This is a genomic window from Priestia sp. YIM B13486 (assembly GCF_042787865.1).
Classification (GTDB): Bacteria; Bacillota; Bacilli; order Bacillales; family Bacillaceae_H; genus Priestia; species Priestia megaterium.
Window position 1 is genome coordinate 145,554 of the sequence record NZ_JBHZOZ010000008.1, and the last position, 21,250, is coordinate 166,803.

At 39.5% G+C, this 21,250-nt stretch carries 19 protein-coding genes, 1 rRNA gene and 1 riboswitch; of the genes, 2 read left to right on the forward strand and 18 right to left on the reverse strand.

Annotation, left to right across the window (positions count from 1 at the left end; all coding sequences use genetic code 11):
• Positions 1-2: 2 nt before the first annotated feature.
• Both pcrA and pcrB read right to left on the reverse strand, forming a co-directional pair.
• Positions 3-2,252: a DNA helicase PcrA gene (pcrA, locus tag ACFX4G_RS20340; RefSeq protein ID WP_013081449.1), complete on the reverse strand. Its 2,250-nt coding sequence runs from the start codon at positions 2,250-2,252 to the stop codon at positions 3-5.
• A gap of 28 nt (positions 2,253-2,280) precedes the next feature.
• A complete protein-coding gene (gene pcrB, locus ACFX4G_RS20345) occupies positions 2,281-2,979 on the reverse strand; it encodes a heptaprenylglyceryl phosphate synthase (RefSeq protein WP_016762776.1) in 699 nt (232 codons plus the stop codon).
• A gap of 512 nt (positions 2,980-3,491) precedes the next feature.
• On the opposite strand from pcrB, the gene ACFX4G_RS20350 reads away from it, so the two are divergent.
• On the forward strand, positions 3,492-4,874 hold the full coding sequence (locus ACFX4G_RS20350) for a glycine--tRNA ligase (protein WP_013055049.1): 1,383 nt from the start codon (positions 3,492-3,494) through the stop codon (positions 4,872-4,874).
• 37 nt (positions 4,875-4,911) lie between these two features.
• Here ACFX4G_RS20350 and ACFX4G_RS20355 read toward each other — a convergent pair whose 3' ends face one another.
• Positions 4,912-5,217 (reverse strand): YerC/YecD family TrpR-related protein, encoded by a 306-nt coding sequence (locus ACFX4G_RS20355; RefSeq protein WP_013081447.1) that lies wholly within the window; start codon positions 5,215-5,217, stop codon positions 4,912-4,914.
• A 147-nt stretch (positions 5,218-5,364) separates the two neighbouring features.
• Positions 5,365-7,113: an adenine deaminase C-terminal domain-containing protein gene (locus ACFX4G_RS20360; protein WP_025752917.1), complete on the reverse strand. Its 1,749-nt coding sequence runs from the start codon at positions 7,111-7,113 to the stop codon at positions 5,365-5,367.
• Positions 7,114-7,215: 102 nt separating this feature from the next.
• On the opposite strand from ACFX4G_RS20360, the gene ACFX4G_RS20365 reads away from it, so the two are divergent.
• Positions 7,216-7,473 (forward strand): YgaP family membrane protein, encoded by a 258-nt coding sequence (locus ACFX4G_RS20365; RefSeq protein ID WP_016762773.1) that lies wholly within the window; start codon positions 7,216-7,218, stop codon positions 7,471-7,473.
• Positions 7,474-7,503: 30 nt separating this feature from the next.
• On the opposite strand, the gene purD is transcribed toward ACFX4G_RS20365, so the two are convergent.
• The 14 genes from purD to rrf form a co-directional block, all read right to left on the reverse strand.
• A complete protein-coding gene (purD, locus tag ACFX4G_RS20370; RefSeq protein ID WP_025752919.1) occupies positions 7,504-8,778 on the reverse strand; it encodes a phosphoribosylamine--glycine ligase in 1,275 nt (424 codons plus the stop codon).
• Positions 8,779-8,791: 13 nt separating this feature from the next.
• Positions 8,792-10,330, reverse strand: a complete 1,539-nt coding sequence (purH, locus tag ACFX4G_RS20375) for a bifunctional phosphoribosylaminoimidazolecarboxamide formyltransferase/IMP cyclohydrolase (protein ID WP_013081443.1) — start codon at positions 10,328-10,330, stop codon at positions 8,792-8,794.
• A gap of 103 nt (positions 10,331-10,433) precedes the next feature.
• Complete coding sequence (purN, locus tag ACFX4G_RS20380) at positions 10,434-11,012, reverse strand: phosphoribosylglycinamide formyltransferase (protein ID WP_162215160.1); 579 nt, start codon at positions 11,010-11,012, stop codon at positions 10,434-10,436.
• Positions 11,009-12,046, reverse strand: a complete 1,038-nt coding sequence (gene purM, locus ACFX4G_RS20385) for a phosphoribosylformylglycinamidine cyclo-ligase (RefSeq protein ID WP_013081441.1) — start codon at positions 12,044-12,046, stop codon at positions 11,009-11,011. Before purM ends, purN begins: the two co-directional genes overlap by 4 nt.
• 26 nt (positions 12,047-12,072) lie before the next feature.
• Positions 12,073-13,488 carry an amidophosphoribosyltransferase gene (gene purF, locus ACFX4G_RS20390; RefSeq protein WP_013055041.1) on the reverse strand — a complete coding sequence of 472 codons (1,416 nt, stop codon included), beginning with the start codon at positions 13,486-13,488 and terminating at the stop codon, positions 12,073-12,075.
• Positions 13,464-15,695, reverse strand: coding sequence for a phosphoribosylformylglycinamidine synthase subunit PurL (gene purL / locus ACFX4G_RS20395; protein WP_377576473.1), 2,232 nt, complete (start codon positions 15,693-15,695; stop codon positions 13,464-13,466). The genes purF and purL overlap by 25 nt, the downstream gene beginning before the upstream one ends.
• Positions 15,679-16,365, reverse strand: a complete 687-nt coding sequence (gene purQ / locus ACFX4G_RS20400; RefSeq protein WP_013055039.1) for a phosphoribosylformylglycinamidine synthase subunit PurQ — start codon at positions 16,363-16,365, stop codon at positions 15,679-15,681. Before purQ ends, purL begins: the two co-directional genes overlap by 17 nt.
• On the reverse strand, positions 16,362-16,613 hold the full coding sequence (gene purS / locus ACFX4G_RS20405; RefSeq protein ID WP_013055038.1) for a phosphoribosylformylglycinamidine synthase subunit PurS: 252 nt from the start codon (positions 16,611-16,613) through the stop codon (positions 16,362-16,364). The genes purQ and purS overlap by 4 nt, the downstream gene beginning before the upstream one ends.
• Positions 16,614-16,620: 7 nt before the next feature.
• A complete protein-coding gene (purC, locus tag ACFX4G_RS20410; protein ID WP_013055037.1) occupies positions 16,621-17,328 on the reverse strand; it encodes a phosphoribosylaminoimidazolesuccinocarboxamide synthase in 708 nt (235 codons plus the stop codon).
• A gap of 74 nt (positions 17,329-17,402) precedes the next feature.
• The gene (gene purB / locus ACFX4G_RS20415) at positions 17,403-18,695 is read right to left on the reverse strand and encodes an adenylosuccinate lyase (protein ID WP_013055036.1); all 1,293 of its coding nucleotides are present in this window, start codon (positions 18,693-18,695) and stop codon (positions 17,403-17,405) included.
• Positions 18,692-19,837: a 5-(carboxyamino)imidazole ribonucleotide synthase gene (gene purK / locus ACFX4G_RS20420; RefSeq protein ID WP_043975820.1), complete on the reverse strand. Its 1,146-nt coding sequence runs from the start codon at positions 19,835-19,837 to the stop codon at positions 18,692-18,694. The genes purB and purK overlap by 4 nt, the downstream gene beginning before the upstream one ends.
• Positions 19,830-20,318 (reverse strand): 5-(carboxyamino)imidazole ribonucleotide mutase, encoded by a 489-nt coding sequence (gene purE / locus ACFX4G_RS20425; protein ID WP_013055034.1) that lies wholly within the window; start codon positions 20,316-20,318, stop codon positions 19,830-19,832. Before purE ends, purK begins: the two co-directional genes overlap by 8 nt.
• Before the next feature lie 129 nt (positions 20,319-20,447).
• Positions 20,448-20,549: riboswitch (purine riboswitch) on the reverse strand.
• A gap of 84 nt (positions 20,550-20,633) precedes the next feature.
• Positions 20,634-20,834, reverse strand: a complete 201-nt coding sequence (locus ACFX4G_RS20430; protein ID WP_043975822.1) for an NETI motif-containing protein — start codon at positions 20,832-20,834, stop codon at positions 20,634-20,636.
• 166 nt (positions 20,835-21,000) lie between these two features.
• Positions 21,001-21,116, reverse strand: a 5S ribosomal RNA gene (rrf, locus tag ACFX4G_RS20435).
• Between the last annotated feature and the right edge of the window lie 134 nt (positions 21,117-21,250).

The window sequence follows — 21,250 nt, forward strand, 5'->3', positions numbered from 1 at the left end:
GATTACACTTTCGTAACCGGGGCAAATTTAGCAAGCAGTCTTTTTACACCTGTAGGACTAGGAAAAGCAATGTCTAATTCTTTTGAATCTCCTTCTCCTTTTACACTTACAACTGTACCAATTCCCCATTTTTTATGCTCGGCCTTGTCTCCAACGCTCCATCCAATTGATTCACTGCCTGTTGACACAAGCTTCGTTTTTGCCACGGCCGCTTGTCGGCGCGCTGCAAAAGGCGAAGCTGAAGCCCCTGAACGACCAGCAGCAGGTTTGCGCATTGCTTCATTTAAAGATTCCACAAGCTCGCTTGGGATTTCTCCAATGAAGCGGGATTTTGGATTAACGTTTGTTTTACCAAATAGTGTGCGCATTTGAGCATTTAATAAATACAATTCTTGTTCAGCACGCGTAATCCCTACGTAGGCTAAGCGTCGTTCCTCTTCCATTTCATTATCTTCGAATAATGATCGGCTATGAGGGAATACACCTTCTTCCATACCCATTAGAAAAACAACCGGGAACTCTAGACCTTTTGCCGAGTGAAGCGTCATCAGAATCACTTGTTCGTTCTCTTCTTCTTCCTCGTCGTCAAGCTTATCGATATCAGCAACAAGTGCTAAATCGGTTAAAAATGCTACTAAGCTTTTATCTTCACTTGCTTCTTCAAACGTTTTTGTGACAGATAAAAACTCATCAATATTCTCTAAACGGCTTTGTGCTTCAATTGTTTTTTCCACTTTAAGCGCTTCACGGTATCCTGTTCTTTCTAATACTTGTTCCACAAGCTCTGTAACAGACATATAGTCTTGCATTTGAGCTAAGTTCGAAATCATCGATTGGAAATCACGAAGGGCTTTTGTTGCTTTGCCTGTTAACCCCATTAATTCTACTTCATCCAGCGCTTTGAAAATAGAAATGTCATGAACGTTTCCATAATTGGCCACTTTATCGACTGAAGTAGCTCCCACTCCGCGCTTTGGAACGTTCACAATACGAGCTAAGCTAATGTCATCATCTTGGTTGGCAATTAAGCGCAAGTACGCAAGCAAATCTTTAATCTCTTTGCGGTCGTAGAACTTAATGCCGCCGACAATTGTATAATTAATATTGGATTTTAACAGCACTTCCTCCATCACACGAGACTGTGCATTTGTACGATACAAAATGGCAAAATCACTGTATTTACGCTTTCCGCTGTCTACTGCTTCTTTAATTTTACGTGCTACAAACTGTGCCTCATCATGCTCACTCATTGCTTGGTAATGATAAATCTTCTGACCTTCATCGTTTTCCGTCCATAAGTTTTTCACTTTACGATTCATATTGTTTGCAATGACGCCGTTTGCCGCAGCCAAAATCGTTTTAGTTGAACGATAATTTTGTTCAAGCAAAATAGTTTTGGCTTTTGGGTAATCTTTTTCAAATGACAAGATATTTGTAATATCAGCCCCGCGCCAGCGGTAAATAGACTGATCTGAATCCCCTACTACGCATACATTTTCAAATCTTGCAGCTAGCAAGCGAACCAGCATATACTGTGCATGGTTTGTATCTTGATACTCGTCCACATGAATATATTGAAACTTGCGCTGATAGTAAGTTAACACTTCAGGAACTCGTTTAAATAGCTGAATCGTTGTCATAATCAAATCATCAAAATCGAGCGCTTGGTTTTTCTTTAAACGCTTTTCATACTCTTTGTAGACTTTGCTTACAACTTCTTCATACGGTCCCGCTGCTGTTTTATCAAATTCTTCCGCTACTTTTAGTTCATTTTTAGCTGAACTAATGCTTCCTAATAACGAGCGCGGATCGAATTTTTTTGGATCGATGTTTTGATCTTTTAAAATATTTTTAATAACGGACAGCTGATCCGTTGAATCTAAAATCGTAAAGTTACGATTAAAGCCAATACGATCAATATCTCTTCGTAAAATACGCACGCACATCGAGTGGAACGTTGAAATCCAGATATCTTCTGCCACTCCGCCAACGATATTTGAAACACGCTCTCTCATTTCACGAGCTGCTTTGTTTGTAAAAGTAATGGCTAAAATATTCCAAGGTGCAACTTCTTTTTCTGCCATTAAAAACGCAATTCGATGCGTTAATACACGTGTTTTCCCACTTCCTGCACCGGCCATAAGTAATAGTGGTCCGTCTGTCGTTTTAACTGCCTCTTGTTGCTGAGGGTTTAATCCTGTTAATAATTTTTCACTTAAAAAATTCACGTTTTCACCGCCTATATCGAACATATATTCTCTATTCTACTTTATTTATTTTTCACTGTGCAATATTCTTTTTTACTGCTTTTACAGTTTTTAACGCTTCCGATAAATTTGTATAAATAACATTTCCTACAATAACCGTATCGGCTAGCTCTCCCATCTCACTCGCTTGCTCTTTTGTCTCAATACCTCCGCCGTAAAATAATTTCGTCTCATTTAGTGAATTTTTCACTTCTGCCACTAATTCAGGATCTCCATACGTTCCGCTGTATTCTAGATAAAAAACGGGCAAATGAAACATGCGTTCAGCCATACGAGCATACGCTACAACGTCTTCTGCATCCAAATCTGTTTTCGCTTCCGTTAGCGCAGCTACTTTTGCTTCGGGGTTAAGTACGCAGTATCCTTCTACAAAAATTTCATCCCAGTCCATGATCTCTCCGTATTCCTTCATAGCTGCGTGATGTAAATCAACAATCCACTTTGGATCCTTGCTGTTTAAAACGGTCGGAATAAAATAAGAATCAAACCCAGGTGTTACAGAGTCAATTGTTGATACTTCAAGCGCACACGGCACCGTGTAGCGGCGAATACGCATTAACAGCTGCAGTACATTGTCTAGAGTCACTCCATCAGATCCTCCGACAAGAACCGCATCCGTGCCGGATTCGCAAATTTTCTCTAAATCTGCATCTGAAATCTCTTTATTAGGATCTAATTTAAAGACATGTCTCCACTCTTTAATATCATACATATATGTTCCTCCATTTCTTTACACTTAAAAGTTCGCGCTTGTCCATTTGTTCATTATAACAAAACTAAGGGGGTGAAATGAAAGGAAAACCGAACTTTTCATCACGTTTTTTGTTTTCAAAAAATATGTATAAAAGATATGGTTTTATCCTCAAATCCCCGAAGAAAACATCACAAAAAAAGCCCATTTTGCACAAGGTTATTGTTTCTCTGCATAGGATATGCTAATATATAGCTACTAAAATTCATATGATATACGCTGAAGGATCAATAGTACTTAAATCCTCTTCACAAAGCGAACTAGGGACGGTGGGAGCCTAGAGAATGGTTTAAGGAAAAGGCAATCTGGAGTATATACAGACGAAGGTGGATACATTTTGTATCAACCAGGGTGGAACCGCGGGAAAAACTCTCGTCCCTGGGCATATTGTTGATATGCCCAGGGACGAGAGTTTTTTTGTACCCGCTCTTTTTGTTTCGCTTGAATCACTACCATTTACAGGAGGAATTAGAATGTCAAAAACAATGGATCAAATCGTATCTCACGCTAAACACCGCGGCTTTGTATTTCAAGGATCTGAAATTTACGGCGGTCTTGCAAATACATGGGATTACGGCCCGCTTGGCGTAGAATTAAAAAACAATATTAAAAAAGCATGGTGGAAAAAATTCATTCAAGAATCTCCATACAACGTTGGTTTAGACGCTGCGATTTTAATGAATCCAAAAACATGGGAAGCTTCTGGTCACTTAGGAAACTTTAATGACCCAATGATCGACTGTAAGGATTGTAAAGCCCGTCATCGTGCCGATAAATTAATTGAAGAAAAACTTCAAGAAAAAGGCATTGAAATGATCGTAGACGGCCTTTCATTTGATGCAATGGCTGACTTAATTAAAGAACATGAAATTACATGTCCTGAGTGTGGTTCAGCTAACTTCACTGAAATTCGTCAATTTAACTTAATGTTCAAAACGCACCAAGGTGTAACTGAAACATCAACAAATGAAATTTACCTTCGTCCTGAAACAGCTCAAGGTATTTTCGTAAACTTTAAAAATGTTCAGCGCTCAATGCGTAAAAAGCTTCCGTTCGGTATCGGCCAAGTGGGTAAAAGCTTCCGTAACGAAATTACACCTGGTAACTTCACATTCCGTACGCGTGAATTTGAACAAATGGAACTTGAATTCTTCTGTAAACCAGGCACTGAATTAGAGTGGTTTAACTACTGGAAAGAAACATGTAACAAATGGCTTCTTTCTCTTGGTATGAAAGAAGAAAACGTTCGTCTTCGCGATCATGATGATGATGAACTTTCTCACTACAGTAATGCAACAACAGACTTTGAATACAAGTTCCCATTCGGCTGGGGAGAACTATGGGGCGTAGCTTCTCGTACAGACTATGACTTAAAGCAGCATATGGAACACTCTGGAGAAGACTTCCAATATGTTGATCAAGAAACAAACGAACGCTATGTACCTTACTGCATCGAGCCTTCTTTAGGCGCTGACCGTGTAACATTAGCTTATATGATTGATGCATATGAAGAAGAAACGTTAGAAGATGGCTCTTCTCGTACAGTTATGCAGCTTCACCCTGCTTTAGCACCATTTAAAGCTGCTGTATTGCCACTTTCTAAAAAGCTTTCTAACGAAGCTCGCGCTGTCTTTGAAGATTTAGCAAAATACTTTATGATTGACTATGATGATGCTGGTTCAATCGGTAAACGTTACCGTCGCCATGATGAAATCGGTACGCCGTTCTGTATTACATTCGATTTCGATTCATTAGAGGACAATCAAGTAACAATCCGTAACCGCGACACAATGGAACAAAAACGTGTAGCAATTAGCGACCTTAAAAATATCATTGAAGAAGCAACTCAATTTTAATTAAAAAATAAGCGTATGGCTGCTTCAGCCATACGCTTTACTTTTGATTTGAATCTTCTTGAAGGCGTTCTAACACCATTTGATACGCATCGCTTCCATAATTCAAGCAGCGTTTAACACGGGAAATAGTCGCTGTGCTTGCTCCAGTTTCCGTCTCAATTTTATGGTACGTGTTGCCTTCTCTCAGCATTCTTGCTACTTCTAAGCGCTGTGCTAATGATTGAATTTCATTAACTGTACATAGGTCATCAAAAAATTGATAGCATTCTTCAAGGTTTTCTAATGATAAAATCGCTTGAAATAGCTGATCTAATTCTTTTCCTCGTAGTTTGTTGATTTGCATCGTATCGAACTCCTTTATCATTGGCTTTCTTTACTGGTTGTTTCTATCTATAAAATACAGTTTCTATATTTATTTGCACATACATTCATTCTGTATGAAGACAGCCAATTTCATACAAATTTCAAATTCCTTTGATACTTTTATATTTTAACGCATTATAGACGGAAAAAGTACTTTTTTATTCATAACATCATAAATTCCTACTGGCGTGATACGAATATAGGGCAAATGTGTAGACGAAAAGAACAGCAGTGAATAGACGGGATCATCGTGCTTGTATCCTCGCTCACCCAGCACTTTCTTGAGTTCTACCTCTCGTTTACTTAATTCCTCCATCGGCAGATTCGACATGACTCCTTTTAACGGAAGATCCAGTTCGTATACTACTTTCTCATCTTCTGTAATGACAATACCGCCTCCAATTTCTTTCATACGTTTAAATGCACACATCATATCTTTTTTCGATTTTCCAATTAAAATAAAATCACCTGTATTTGAAAATGAACTTGCCAGTCCTGATACATTTGTTGCAAATCCTTTTAACAGCGTATTGATCCGCCACTTACCTTCTCGGTCCACCAGCACTAAAAAACTTTCATCATGATCAGAGGCTAATACATCTCCGCTCACATTCAAGTGAATTGAATACGGCTCCATAATAACAGCATTTTTCATTTTTACGCCTACTGGCATTGAAAATTGAAAATCGTCCATCGTTAAATCAAAGTCCAACTTTAACGGTGAAAAACCAAACTTTTCCCAAGGAAATTCTACTGAGGCTAATGCTTGTTCTTTGCCTTCTTTTTTCATCCACTTTCCTTTTGCTAGCACAGAGACCGGAGTAGGCCGCATAGGATCTTCTAAAATATTAATATTAGCCACACAGCCTGTTGCTACATGCCCGTGCAAATGTTCCATGTTATAATAGCGAGCAATATTTACAGACACCATATTATAAGCATCTAACACGGGAACCCCTTCTGAAATAGCTAATGTAATTAACATATCTGACACGCCATTTTGGTAAAAAGAAGGCGGAGAACCGTCTGTATTCATCGTAATATGGTCAAAATAATCTACCTGCAGCTCTTTTAACTCCTGCAGCAATTTTGGCAAATCCGGCCGAATTGAAGAGTGGCGCAAAGCAACGTCATAGCCTTGTGTTAACCGAGCAACAACATCTTCCCCCGTCATAGACTCATGATCGCTGTCTGCTCCGAGCAATTTCATTTTTGCCAAGGTAAATGCTGACGCCCCTGGGAAATGTCCTTCAATGTGCTTTCTCATCCGTTTTGTCTCTTGAACCCAGTGAAGCATTAAATCATCTCCGTCTAAAAGCTTCGGCCAACTTGTCAGTTCGCCTCCTTGTAAGACAGCTTCATTTTGTAGCCAAGAAGTAATGTTCGTATGTGAGAAGATGTCAGCCTCTTCATCAATTTCCGTCTGCGAATCAAATCTGCACCACCAATACAGCGATTGTGGTAACGTTTTCATTTCTTCAATCAATGAAAACGCCGTTTTTTGTTCGAGCTGTAAAGCGAGAATTAAATTGTCATTAAATAAAGTCGTTGTTCCGTGCTTGGCTGCATATTGGGAAAAAGTCTGGGGATTATATAACTGAAACGGGTGAACATGCGGCTCAATATACCCAGGAACCACATATTTCTCACTGCAGTCTATAATCTCTGTAGAAGCGTCTGTGTGCTTAGGCATCTCTGAGCCGACGTATACAATACGGTCTTGGTAAACCCAAATATGTGCTTTTTTCCACTGCTTCATTCGAGCGTTCAAATATGTTGCATCTTTTAAGACAATAGTTGGTGCTTTTTGACCGTTTAATACTAAGAGCTGCTGTCTAATATGTTTGCTTTTCCAGCGGTATCTTTGTTCCGGCATGCTAAATTCCCCCTAATTTACTATGTATTTTTATCGTAACACATCCGTGATGTAAACGCATTCAGAAACTGTTATTAATTTTATGAATAAAGGTGATAAAACATGAAACCAAATATCGGTATTGTTAACGCATTAATTCGACTTACACTGGGCTTTACCCTTCTTTCTTGGACAACATCTCGTTTATCTCGCAGACCGTACAAAGATTCATACATCTTCTTAGGATTAATGGGAGCTTTAAAAGTGGCAGAAGGCATCACGCGTTTTTGCCCTCTTACGTACGCATATGATTCATGTCAAAAACATGATGAACATGAACACCATCCAAATGGAAATGAAGAAACGTATAATCCTTCATAAGGTAAAAAGGAGAGCCGGAGCTCTCCTTTTTTATTTTAAAGCTGCTTTTGTTAATGCACGATGGCCGATGTCTTTACGATAGAAAAAGCCTTTTTCTACATCGATATGAGCCATTTGCTTGTATACTTCTTGCTGCGCTTCTTGAAGAGTTGCTCCTTTAGCACCTACTAATAGAACACGGCCGCCGTTTGAAACGTATGTGTCGTTTTCTAAAGCTGTACCAGCGTGGAAAACAAGCGCGTCTTCACTAATCGCATCCAATCCGTTAATTGGCGCACCCTTTTGATAATCTTCTGGGTAGCCTGCTGCTGCTAATACGATTCCGATAGCTGCTTCATCATCCCATTCAATTTCTACTTTTTCTTCTTTCAAAATGCGAAGAAGCACATCGACTAAATCGCTTTTCATACGGGGCAGTACAACCTGGGTTTCCGGATCTCCAAAACGCGCATTAAATTCAATAACTTTTGGTCCTTTTTGTGTTTGAATCAGACCAGCATATAGAATTCCTGTATACTCACAGCCTTCTTCAGCTAATCCTTTAGCCATTGGAAGTAAGATGTTTTCTACAGCCTCTTGTACTTCTGCATCACTGATTTGCGGAACAGGAGAGTAAGCTCCCATGCCTCCTGTGTTTGGTCCTTGATCGCCGTCAAAAGCACGCTTATGATCTTGTGCAATTACCATTGGATATACATTTGTACCGCGTACAAATGCCATTAATGAAAATTCTTCACCATCCAAAAATTCTTCTACAACTACTTTTGCACTTGCTTCTTTAAATTTTTGGTCAACTAGAAAATCACGTAATGTATCTACAGCTTCTTCCACTGTTAAAGCAACAGTTACACCTTTACCAGCCGCTAAGCCGTCTGCTTTAATAACAATTGGAGCGCCTTGCTTTTCCACATATGCTTTTGCTTCCTCGTAAGACGTAAATGTTTCATACGCTGCGGTTGGAATATCATACTTTTTCATGAGCTCTTTTGCAAAGCTTTTGCTTCCTTCAATCATCGCTGCTTGTTTGCGCGGTCCAAAGACTGGAAGACCTTCTTGTTCAAATCGATCAACAATGCCTTCAATTAGCGGATTTTCTGGTCCAACAATTGTTAATCCAATCTTGTTTTCTTTTGCAAATAGCACAAGCTCTTCTTGGCTGCTTTCATCGATTGGTACAATCGTTGCCACATCTCTCATGCCCGGATTTCCTGGTGCTACAAACACTTCGTTAACAAGTGGACTTTTTGAAGCTTTCCATGCAATTGTATGCTCTCTTCCGCCTTTTCCAATAACTAAAACATTCACGTTCTTCACCTCATTAATGTTTAAAATGTCTTACGCCTGTAAATACCATTGCAATGCCGTATTCATCTGCTTTTGCAATTGACTCTTCATCACGAATTGATCCGCCTGGCTGAATAATCGCTGTAATTCCTGCTTTAGCTGCTGCTTCTACTGTATCGCCCATTGGGAAGAACGCATCTGAACCTAAAGCTGAACCTTGTGCTTTTTCACCAGCTTGTTCAATCGCAATTTTTGCAGCGCCTACACGATTCATTTGACCAGCCCCTACGCCAATTGTCATGTCATCTTTTGCAAGTACAATAGCATTAGACTTAACATTTTTAACAACTTTCCATGCTAATTTTAAATCTGCCCACTCTTTTTCTGTTGGCTCGCGTTTCGTTGGAACAGTAATCGTTGCATCATCAAATCCGAACACATCTTCATCCTGAACAAGAACGCCGCCTTTTACAGATGTTAAGAAAGCTTCTTTTTCTGCTTTTTCATCAAGCTCTATCGTTAGTAAACGAAGGTTTTTCTTAGCTGTTAATACATCTAATGCTTCTTGATCGAACGCAGGCGCAATGATGATTTCTAAGAAAATTTCTTTTAACTGAATAGCCGTTTCACGGTCGATAGGACGGTTAGCTGCTACGATACCGCCAAAGATAGATGTAGGATCCGCTTCGTATGCTTTTTGATAAGCTTGAGCAATTGTTTCACCCACACCTACACCGCAAGGATTCATATGTTTGATCGCTACGATAGCCGGCTCTTTGAATTCTTTTACGATTTGAAGAGCTGCATTTGCATCGTTGATATTATTGTATGATAACTCTTTTCCATGGAGCTGCGTAGCTGTTGCAATAGAACCTTTTTGTGTTAACGGCTTTTTATAGAAAGAAGCTTGTTGGTGCGGATTTTCTCCGTATCGTAAGCCTTGAACACGCTCATACGTTACTGTTAATTTCTCAGGAGTTGTTTCACCTGTAATGTTTGTTAAGTATTCAGCGATTAATGCATCATAAGCTGCCGTGTGACGGAATACTTTTGCTGCTAATCGTTGATTAGTTTCAAATGAAACATTGCCATCAGCTTTTAACTCTTCTACTACGGTTGCGTAATCGCTTGGATCTACTACAACTGAGACAGAACGATAGTTTTTCGCAGCTGAACGAAGCATTGTAGGTCCACCGATGTCAATATTCTCAATCGCTTCAGCAAGCGTTACATCCTCTTTTTCAATTGTCTTTTTAAATGGATATAAGTTTACAACTACAAAGTCGATTGGCGAGATATTATGCTCTTTCATTTGTGCTTGATGCTCTTCGTTATCGCGTAACGCTAATAAAGCACCGTGAACGTTAGGATGCAATGTTTTTAAACGACCGTCTAAAATTTCTGGGAAATCAGTTACTTCAGAAATTCCGATAACGTCAATGCCGTTTTCTTCTAGCGTACGTTTTGTACCGCCAGTTGAAATAATTTCTACTCCTAAGTCCTTTAATTCTTGTGCAAATGAAACAATACCTTCTTTATCAGATACGCTAATAAGTGCGCGTTTTGCTGTCATTTTGTAAACTCCTCCTGATCCGATCTCTCATTTAAAATCTTTCTTTCACTACTACTCTACCATAGTAAAGGATTAAAACTTTTTTGACAAGGTTACATCCTATTTATTTAACTGCGGCTTGTTCAAATAATTCATTTAGTACCGCGGGATAAAATTGATGTTCAATTTCATGAATGCGGGCCTCGACTGTTTCTCTTGTATCGCCTTTTTCAATGCGAATAGCCTGCTGATCAATAATTGGTCCTGTATCCATTCCTTCATCTACAAAATGCACGGTAATTCCAATCACTTTTACTCCTGCATCAAAAGCTTGACCAATAGCATCAATCCCAGGAAATGCAGGTAAAAGCGACGGATGAATATTAACAATACGATTTTTGTATGGCTTAAGCAACGTCGAACCAACTAATCGCATATATCCTGCTAAAACAAGAAATTCTACTTTAGCTGATGTAAGCTCTGCAAGAATTGCTGCTTCATACGCTTCTTTATTTTCATAGTCTTTAGGCGAACAAACAAAGCATGGTATTCCACATGCTTTTGCTCGTTCAATTACGTATGCATCGGGTTTATTGCAAACAACAAGCGCGATATTTGCTTTTAATCGACCTGACTGAGTCGCTTCGTAGACGGATTGAAAGTTACTGCCGTTTCCAGAAGCAAACACTGCAATATTTATCATGCAAACGTCCCTCCAGCAAATTCAACACCTGTTCCTTCTTTGACACGTCCGATAACAAATGCTTTTTCGCCTTCGTTTTCAATTGCTTCAATGACTTTATTCATATCTTCAGGTTCAACAGCTAAAACAAATCCGATTCCCATGTTGAATACTTCGAACATTTCTTTACGGTCTAGCTTGCCTTGCTCTTCAAGGAAATCAAACACGTATGGAATTGGCCAAGAACCGTAATCGATTTCTACACCTAAACCTTCAGGAAGCATACGAGGGATATTTTCAACAAATCCGCCTCCAGTAATATGAGCCATACCTGCAATCTTAGCTGCATGTAATGCTTTTAGGACCGGCTTCACGTATATTTTTGTTGGTGTTAATAACTCAACTCCAAGCTTTTCGTTAAAACCAGCGTAAGTTTCTTGAAGATTTAATCCTTGATCATCAACGATTTTACGTACAAGAGAGTAGCCATTGCTGTGGATACCGCTAGATGAAATACCGATTAACAGCTGTCCAGCTTTAATCTCATCTCCAGTAATAATTTCTGACTTTTCTACTGCTCCTACTGTAAACCCTGCAAGATCATATTCATCTTCTTCGTATAAACCTGGCATTTCAGCTGTTTCTCCGCCAATTAACGCACAGTTGGATTGTTCACAGCCGTCTGCAATTCCTTTTACAATCGATTCAATTTTTTCAGGAACTGCTTTCCCGCAAGCAATATAATCTAAGAAGTAAAGAGGCTCTGCTCCTTGTGCTAAAACGTCGTTTACACACATGGCCACTGCATCCACACCGATTGTGTCATGCTTATCCATCTGAAAAGCAAGTTTCAATTTTGTTCCTACTCCATCTGTACCAGAAACAAGAACAGGCTCTTTTAAATTCAATGTAGATAAATCGAACATTCCGCCAAAGCCGCCGACTGTTCCCATAATACCTGCACGAGCAGTGCGTTCTACGTGCTTTTTAATACGTGAAACAGCTTCATATCCTGCTTCTAAGTCAACTCCAGCTTGTTTATATGAATATGACATGTTGTCACTCCTTTTTTACGTTAAAACTAACAAGTTACCTTTTCATGAGGGTGTACAGTATCTGGATAAATTTCAGTTGGATACTTTCCAGTGAAACATGCCATACACTGTCCGCCGTTGCCTTCATACTGTCTGCCGATTGCATCTACTAACCCTTCGTTGCTTAAGAAAACAAGTGAATCAGCTTCAATCAATTCACGAATTTCTTCAACAGAGCGCGTAGCAGCAATTAGCTCAGAGGATGACGACGTGTCAATTCCATAAAAACATGGATTTTTGATAGGGGGTGAACTGATGCGTACATGTACTTCAGTTGCTCCTGCTTCTCGAAGCATACGAACAATGCGACGGCTTGTTGTGCCGCGAACGATAGAATCATCTACCATGACAACACGTTTACCCTCTACAATTTTACGTACAGGAGACAGCTTCATTTTTACACCTTGTTCACGCAATTCTTGTGAAGGCTGAATGAATGTACGGCCTACGTATCGATTCTTAATTAAACCTAATTCGTATGGAATTCCTGACTGTTCTGCAAAACCGATCGCTGCTGAAATACTTGAATCAGGAACGCCTGTTACAACGTCTGCCTCAATCGGTGACTCAACTGCAAGTTGTTTCCCAAGGTTTTTACGAGCAGAGTGAACATTGATTCCATCAATATTACTATCTGGTCTTGAGAAATAAATATATTCCATACTGCAAATTGCGCGGTTTACATTTAATGTGAAACGTTCTGATTGAATACCTTCATCGTTAATAATGAGTAATTCACCCGGCTCTACATCACGCTCATGAACTGCTCCAACGATATCGAACGCACATGTTTCAGAAGCTACTACATAAGCATCACCTAATCGTCCAATTGATAACGGACGCAATCCGTGAGGGTCAAGTGCAACCATCATCGTATCTTCTGTTAAGATAACGAATGCGTATGCGCCTTTAACCATTGATAAAGCATTTTTTACTTTATCTTTCATATCTTCATAGCCGCTTCGTTTAATTAAATGAGCAAGTACTTCTGTATCCGATGTTGATTGAAAAATACTCCCTTGGTTTTCCAGCTGATGCTTTAATGCATTTGCATTAACCAAGTTTCCATTATGAGCTAACGCAAGGCTTCCGCTATGAGAGCGGAAGTGAAGGGGTTGAACATTTTCAAACCCTCCGCCTCCAGCTGTTGCATAACGAACGTGTCCAATTGCTGCTTTACCGTTTAGTTGCTCTAACTCTCCGTGGCCAAATACTTCGTTAACAAGACCGACACCTTTCATTACTGTCACTTTTTCTCCGTCTGTTACAGCAATACCAGCGCCTTCTTGTCCGCGGTGCTGCAAGCTATGCAAACCGTAATAAGCAATCTGGCTTGCATTTTCATGTCCCCATACACCGAATACGCCACATTCTTCGTTTAAGCCTTTGATTTCAGCAAGCATGGAAGCGCTCCTTTCCAAGCAGTAGTTAATTCTTCAACTGATAATTGAACAAGAACATTTTCTTGATGTTTAACAGTTAATGTTGCGTCTTCTGTTACGCGTCCTACTAATGTTACATCTTGTACAAGCATTTCGAATTTTTCTTTATTCTCTGGAGAAACCGTTACGATAAAACGCGATTGTGTTTCACTGAATAGCTCTGCTGTTGCTTCGCCGTCTACCGTTACGTCCACACCTAATCCGCTGCCGTTCATCACTTTTTCAGCTAGGGCTACCGCGAATCCTCCTTCTGCAATATCGTGAGCAGATTGAACTGCACCTTCACGAATTGCTTGAAGAAGCTGATCTTGACGTGTTTTTTCAACTGCTAAATCTAATTTAGGTGAATGCCCAAATACCGTACCGTTTTCTAGTACTTTTTGAAGCTCAGTACCTGCGAATTCTGCTTCAGCTTTACCAATCACATAGATTAAGTCATCTCTTTGCTTCGCATATTGAGTTGTAATATGGTTGAGATCGTCGATCAAACCAACCATTCCGATAACAGGAGTTGGGTAAATTGCTTCACCTTTTGTTTCATTGTAAAGAGATACGTTACCGCCGATAACCGGAGTCGATAGCTCACGGCAAGCGTCGCTCATACCGTCTGTTGCTTTTTCAATTTGCCAGAAGATTTCTGGTTTTTCAGGGTTACCGAAGTTTAAGCAGTCTGTAATTGCAAGAGGCTGGGCACCTGAACATACAAGGTTACGAGCAGCTTCTGCTACTGCAATACGGCCGCCTACTTCTGGGTCTAGGTATAAATAGCGAGAGTTACAGTCTGTTGTCATCGCTAATGCTTTATTTGTATCACGTACACGAACAACCGCCGCATCAGATCCAGGAGATACAACTGTGTTTGTACGTACTTGATAGTCATATTGGTTGTAAACCCACTCTTTGTTTGCAATAGTAGGCTGTTTTAAAAGTGTTACTAACATATCACTGTAATTTTCAACAGTAGGAGCATATGCTGACTGCTCTTGGAACTCACGATAGTATGCTGGTTCTTGAGATGGCTTGTGGTATACCGGTGCATCTTCTGCTAATGCATCTACAGGAACATCTGCTACTACTTCTCCGTTATGAGTTAAACGAAGGCGCTTATCGTCGGTTACATGACCAACTGAAACAGCTTCTAATCCGTATTTTTCTACGATTTCTACGATTTCATTTTCACGGCCTTTTTCAACAACGATAAGCATGCGCTCTTGAGATTCTGAAAGCATCATTTCATATGGTGTCATACCTGTTTCACGCTGAGGTACAAGATCAAGGTTCATTTCAATACCAGAACCCGCTTTACTTGCCATCTCTGCTGAAGAACTTGTTAAGCCCGCAGCACCCATATCTTGAATACCGACTAAAGCGTCACACTTGATAAGTTCTAAGCAAGCTTCAAGAAGAAGTTTTTCCATAAATGGATCTCCTACTTGTACAGCAGGACGTTTTTCATCTGACTGATCAGATAGTTCTTCAGAAGCAAATGTTGCGCCGTGGATGCCGTCGCGGCCTGTTTTTGCTCCTACGTACATAACCGTGTTGCCAACGCCTTTAGCTTGACCTTTTTGAATGTCTTCGTGATTAATTAAACCCACACACATAGCGTTAACAAGCGGATTTCCTTCATATGAAGCTTCAAACTGAATTTCTCCGCCTACTGTTGGGATTCCTACACAGTTACCGTAACCTGCGATTCCCGCTACTACTTCCTCAAACAAATGACGAACCTTTGGAGATGTTAATTCACCAAAACGCAAAGAGTTTAAAAGTGCAATCGGTCTTGCTCCCATTGAAAAGACGTCACGAATGATACCACCTACACCAGTTGCTGCTCCTTGATAAGGTTCAATCGCTGATGGATGGTTATGACTTTCGATTTTAAATACAACGGCTTGGTTGTCACCAATATCAACGATACCAGCTCCTTCACCAGGACCTTGTAATACTTTTTCACCCGTGATAGGGAATTTTTTCAGTACAGGCTTAGAGTTTTTATAACTGCAGTGCTCTGACCACATAACAGAGAATAAGCCTGTTTCTGTATAATTAGGAGTACGACCAAGCAGTTGCTCTACATTCGCAAACTCTTCGTCTGTTAATCCCATGTCTCGATATAACTTTTGTTCTTTAATTTGCTCTACATTTGGTTCAAGAAGTAACGACATTTTGTTCCCTCCACTGCTTTACGATTGATTGAAATAATTTAAGTCCGTCCGCGCTTCCTAAAAGATCGCTTACCGCTCTTTCTGGGTGAGGCATCATTCCTAATACGTTGCCTGTTTCGTTCGTAATCCCTGCAATATCTTGAAGACTTCCGTTTGGATTATCACCTGCGTATTGGAAAAGAATCTGGTTGTTTTCAATCAATTTTTGTAACGTGTGTTCATCACAATAGTAGTTGCCTTCACCGTGTGCCACTGGAATAGCAATTACTTCATCTTTGCCATAAGCATTTGTAAACATTGTTTCGTTATTAGCTACTTTCAAATTCACTGTTTTACAGATGAATTTTAAGTTTTCATTACGGCGCATAGCACCTGGCAGTAATCCTGCTTCTAATAAAATTTGGAATCCATTACATACACCTAGTACTGGCTTTCCTTGGCTTGCTGCTTTTTTTACAGCGTCCATTACATTTGAGAAACGAGCGATAGCACCTGAACGAAGGTAATCTCCATATGAGAAACCACCTGGAAGCAAGATACCATCATATTGATCTAATGATTCTGTATCGTGCCAAACGTAATCTACTTCTTCACCAAGCTCATCTTTGATAGCATGATACATATCGACGTCACAGTTTGATCCTGGAAAAACAATTACAGCAAATTTCACTGTACGACAACCTCCTCAACCTCGTAACGGTAATCTTCAATTACTGTATTAACTAAAAGCTTTTCACACATTTCTTTTACGCGTTCATCTAATGAATCTGTGCTGTCGATTGTTAGCTCTAAAAATTTACCGATGCGTACTTCTTCTACTTCTTCATAAGACATACGGTGCAATGAATTTTTAACGGCTACTCCTTGAGGGTCTAATACACTTTCTCTTAATGTGACAAATACTTTTACTTTATACATGGGTGGGTTATCCTCCGATTCGCTGTAAGATTTTTTCGTATGCTTCTGTTAAACCGCCTAAATCTCTGCGGAATACATCTTTATCTAATTTTTCGTTCGTATGAACATCCCAGAAGCGGCAAGTGTCAGGTGAAATTTCATCCGCTAAAATAATGTCGCCTTGAGAAGTACGGCCGAATTCTAATTTAAAATCTACTAAGAAAATATCTTTATCTTTGAAAAATTTCGATAATATTTCGTTGATTTGAAGTGCTTGTGCCTTTAAACTATCAATCTCTTCTTGAGTTGCAGCCTTAAGGAAAATCGCATGTTCTGCAAGAATTAATGGATCACCAAGCGCATCGTCTTTGTAATAAAGTTCAACGATTGGCTGTTCAAAACGAATACCTTCTTCTACGCCAATTCGCTTCGCAAGGCTTCCTGCTGTAGCATTTCGTACAACAACTTCAAGCGGGACAATTTCTACTTTCTTAACCGCTTGTTCATGATCTGAAAGCTGCTTCACAAAGTGAGTTGTAATCCCTTGCTCGTGTAACATTGAAAATAGTAAACTACTAATTTGATTGTTCAACTGTGCTTTTCCGCTAATCTCCGCTTTTTTCTGACCGTTGAATGCTGTAGCTTCATTTTTATAAGCAACCCACAATACATCTTGCTCATCAGTAGCGTAAATTTTTTTCGCTTTTCCTTCATAAAGTAACTCTTGCTTTTCCATGCTGTCACCTCTACATACAGAATATTCAGATACACTTTCTTAGATAAAGGCAAGGACGTGCCTTGCCTTTTTTATTAAAGACCTAAACGTTCAAAGATCATATCTACATTTTTTAAATGGTGCTTATGATCGAAGCAATCTTCAATCTCTTCTGGTGATAAGTGGCGAGTAATGCGCTCTTCGCCTTCAATTAAAGAACGGAAAGGAACTTGCGTTTCCCATGCTTCCATTGCTTTTGGCTGTACTAAGTCGTATGCTTCTTCGCGTACCATGCCTTTATTGATTAGTGTTAACAGTACACGCTGTGAGTAAATTAATCCTAGTGTACGATCCATGTTGCGCTTCATATTGTCAGGGAATACTGTTAAGTTTTTAACAATGTTTGCAAAACGATTTAACATGTAATTTAAAGCAATCGTTGCATCAGGTAAGATGACACGCTCTGCCGATGAATGAGAGATGTCACGCTCATGCCAAAGCGGTACATTATCATAAGCTGTAACCATATAGCCGCGAATTAAGCGAGCAAGTCCCGTTACGTTCTCAGAACCGATTGGATTACGTTTATGAGGCATTGCAGATGATCCTTTTTGACCTTTTGCAAAGTACTCTTCAACCTCACGTGTTTCACTCTTTTGAAGACCGCGAACTTCTACTGCAAATTTCTCAATAGATGTCGCAATTAACGCTAGTACTGACATATAGTGTGCATGACGGTCACGCTGTAATGTTTGCGTAGAGATTGGTGCTGGTGAAATTCCTAACTTCTCACATACGTATTTTTCAACAAAAGGATCGATGTTAGCGAACGTTCCAACTGCTCCTGACATTTTACCGAATTCCACTTCAGCTGCAGCACGTTTTAAACGCTCTAGGTTACGCTTCATTTCTTCGTACCATAATCCCATTTTCAAACCAAATGTCGTTGGCTCAGCGTGTACACCGTGCGTACGTCCCATCATAACCGTATACTTATGTTCTTGAGCTTTTTCCTTTAGTACTTCTACAAAGCGCTCTACGTCACTTAGCAAGATTTCATTAGCTTGCTTTAATAAATAAGATAGAGCTGTATCAACTACGTCAGTTGAAGTCAAACCGTAGTGTACCCACTTGCGCTCTTCACCAAGCGTTTCAGATACTGCACGAGTGAAAGCTACTACGTCATGACGCGTTTCTAGTTCAATTTCATTGATGCGGTTAATATCAAAAGATGCATTTTGACGAATTAACTTTACATCTTCTTTCGGAATATGTCCTAATTCTGACCATGCTTCGCAAGCTAGAATTTCAACTTCTAACCAAGCTTTAAATTTATTTTCTTCTGTCCAAATAGCTGCCATTTCTGGTCTTGTATAACGTTCAATCATGTTGTTACGTCCTCCGTTCTTTCCCAAATTCCTAGAGATTCGGCTTTTTCTATCGCCTCATCTATCTTATCAGCTAATACCGTGATATGTCCCATTTTTCTCTTCTCTTTTGCAACTTTTTTTCCGTACAAATGCAAGTGCATATCATCTAAACATTCGATTTTTGCCATTGTGTTCTCAATATGTTCCCCTAATAGGTTAACCATAACAGCAGGTTTTAATAAAGTCGGCTGTGCTAGGGTCCAGTTACAAATGGCTCTTACATGCTGCTGAAATTGAGAAAGATCACAAGCATTGATTGAATAATGACCTGAATTATGAGGTCTAGGTGCCATTTCATTTATATAAAGCTGACCTTCTTCAGTTAGGAACATTTCAACTGCTAATGTACCAACTAAATCTAATCCTTTTGCTATTTCTTGCGCATATTGAAGAGCTTTCGCTTCTTGATCTGCTGTAATACGTGCCGGAACAATCGTTTGGTGCAAAATATGATGCTTATGAATGTTCTCAGCTACTGGTAAACATACCGTTTCGCCTTTTGCATTGCGGTGTACAATAACTGATACTTCTTTATCTAAGTTCATCCATTGTTCTACAATGCATTCCGACTGTGCTAATAGCTCAGCTGCTTCACGAATATTATTCTCATTTTTCACTAGAACTTGCCCTTTACCGTCATATCCGCCTCGGCAAGTTTTTACAACACATGGATAACCAATTGTTTCGACAGCTTTTAAAAGTTCTTCTTCAGTCGTAACGATTGAGTAATCAGGAACGTCTAGATTAAGCTTTGTAATCATTTCTTTTTCTAAACGACGATTTTGTGTGATGGCTAGTAAATGACTGCCTTGTGGCACGTAGCATTTTGTTTCTAGCCATTTCATCATCTCAACATCAACGTTTTCAAATTCATAGGTGATGACATCTGACACTTCAGCAAGCTGTTCAACCGCTTTTCTATCATCATAGTTGCCAATGACTTTAATATCTGCTACTTGACCGCAAGGAGAATCTTCTGTTGGTTCAAGCACTGCAATGTAATAACCCATTTCTTTAGCAGATAGTGCAATCATTCTTCCTAGCTGTCCACCGCCTACGATTCCAATTGTTTTACCAGGAGGTATAAGTAAATTAGACAAGTTGATCACTACTTTCTAACACAGATGATTTAATAGACTCTCTACGATTTTCAAGTTGATCACTTAACGTTGGATCCTGTGTTGCTAAGATTTGTGCTGCTAGCAGGCCAGCGTTCGTAGAACCAGCTTTTCCAATAGCTACTGTAGCTACCGGTACGCCGCCTGGCATTTGAACAATCGATAAAAGTGAATCTAAACCGTTTAAGTTACTTGATTTAACCGGTACACCTATTACAGGTAAAATTGTTTTTGCAGCAATCATACCAGGTAAGTGAGCAGCGCCACCAGCGCCAGCAATAATAACTTTAATCCCTCGTTCTTTAGCAGTTTCAGCGTACTCAAACATATAATCCGGCGTTCGATGTGCTGATACAACTTTCTTTTCATATTCAATATTTAATTCATCTAAAATGTCACACGCATATTTCATAGTACTCCAGTCTGACTGACTGCCCATTACAACAGCAACTTTTACATTCATGAATAAAAGCTCCTTTTTCACGTTATAAAAAAACCTAGGGTAAAGTTATGGCTCACTAAAGGAAAGCCACAACCACCCTAGGTTTCATGTATCAACATTCCTTTTGAAAAGGAATCATGTTTACCTATTTAGTAATTGTACTCTCCTCATAGTCCAATGATTTACGGTCATCGGGTAGAAACTCGTGGGCCATATTCCCACTATTATATGAGGTTTCGGATATCTCAATTGACAACTTAATAATAACAGCCAAACCGGAAAAAAGTCAACCTAAAAATCGAATATTTACTATTTTTATCATTAAAATGTTCGTATTTAGAGACTTTTCCCTTCGAAAATAATCTGTTGCTTTACCGGAACATACTCTTTTTTACCATTTATTTCTTTTTCTTCAAAGATAGGCTTTTCCATGCGTCGAACGGGCATATACCCATCTTTTTTCATCCGATCTAAACAACTTGCGATTGTTTCATTTTCCTGTAATTCGTATAGTACTTTTTTTGATTTCTTACCCAAAATGCAGCCTCCAGTTTGAAAGAAGTTTCTTACAACGTCAAAAAGAACTTTTATAATAAAAAATTAAATGAATCCACTATAGTGTAACATAATTTAAAAGTTAAATTCACTCTGTAATTTTTAGAAACAAAAAAGACTAGTCATTGAATGACTAGTCTTTTTATTGGCCTGGCAACGTCCTACTCTCACAGGGACAAAGTCCCAACTACCATTGGCGCTAAAGAGCTTAACTTCCGTGTTCGGTATGGGAACGGGTGTGACCTCTTCGCTATCGCCACCAGACAAGAGATTGCTCTCTCAAAACTAGGTAACAGTTCGCTGAGTAAAGCTTACGCTTTTAAAGTTTGGTTAAGTCCTCGATCGATTAGTATCAGTCAGCTACACATGTCGCCACGCTTCCACCTCTGACCTATCAA

Coding starts and splice junctions, on each gene's coding strand:
- purS (WP_013055038.1), bottom strand. CDS start 16,613: ATGTATAAAGTAAAAGTATTTGTCACATTAAGAGAAAGTGTATTAGAC.
- purF (WP_013055041.1), bottom strand. CDS start 13,488: ATGCTTGCTGAAATCAAAGGCTTAAACGAAGAATGTGGCGTATTCGGT.
- purC (WP_013055037.1), bottom strand. CDS start 17,328: ATGGAAAAGCAAGAGTTACTTTATGAAGGAAAAGCGAAAAAAATTTAC.
- ACFX4G_RS20355 (WP_013081447.1), bottom strand. CDS start 5,217: ATGCAAATCAACAAACTACGAGGAAAAGAATTAGATCAGCTATTTCAA.
- ACFX4G_RS20350 (WP_013055049.1), top strand. CDS start 3,492: ATGTCAAAAACAATGGATCAAATCGTATCTCACGCTAAACACCGCGGC.
- purL (WP_377576473.1), bottom strand. CDS start 15,695: ATGTCGTTACTTCTTGAACCAAATGTAGAGCAAATTAAAGAACAAAAG.
- purH (WP_013081443.1), bottom strand. CDS start 10,330: ATGACAGCAAAACGCGCACTTATTAGCGTATCTGATAAAGAAGGTATT.
- ACFX4G_RS20365 (WP_016762773.1), top strand. CDS start 7,216: ATGAAACCAAATATCGGTATTGTTAACGCATTAATTCGACTTACACTG.
- pcrA (WP_013081449.1), bottom strand. CDS start 2,252: ATGTTCGATATAGGCGGTGAAAACGTGAATTTTTTAAGTGAAAAATTA.
- purE (WP_013055034.1), bottom strand. CDS start 20,318: ATGAATGTAAAAGTTGCTGTTGTAATGGGCAGTCAGTCAGACTGGAGT.
- purN (WP_162215160.1), bottom strand. CDS start 11,012: ATGATAAATATTGCAGTGTTTGCTTCTGGAAACGGCAGTAACTTTCAA.
- purB (WP_013055036.1), bottom strand. CDS start 18,695: ATGATTGAACGTTATACAAGACCAGAAATGGCAGCTATTTGGACAGAA.
- pcrB (WP_016762776.1), bottom strand. CDS start 2,979: ATGTATGATATTAAAGAGTGGAGACATGTCTTTAAATTAGATCCTAAT.
- ACFX4G_RS20360 (WP_025752917.1), bottom strand. CDS start 7,113: ATGCCGGAACAAAGATACCGCTGGAAAAGCAAACATATTAGACAGCAG.
- purM (WP_013081441.1), bottom strand. CDS start 12,046: ATGTCATATTCATATAAACAAGCTGGAGTTGACTTAGAAGCAGGATAT.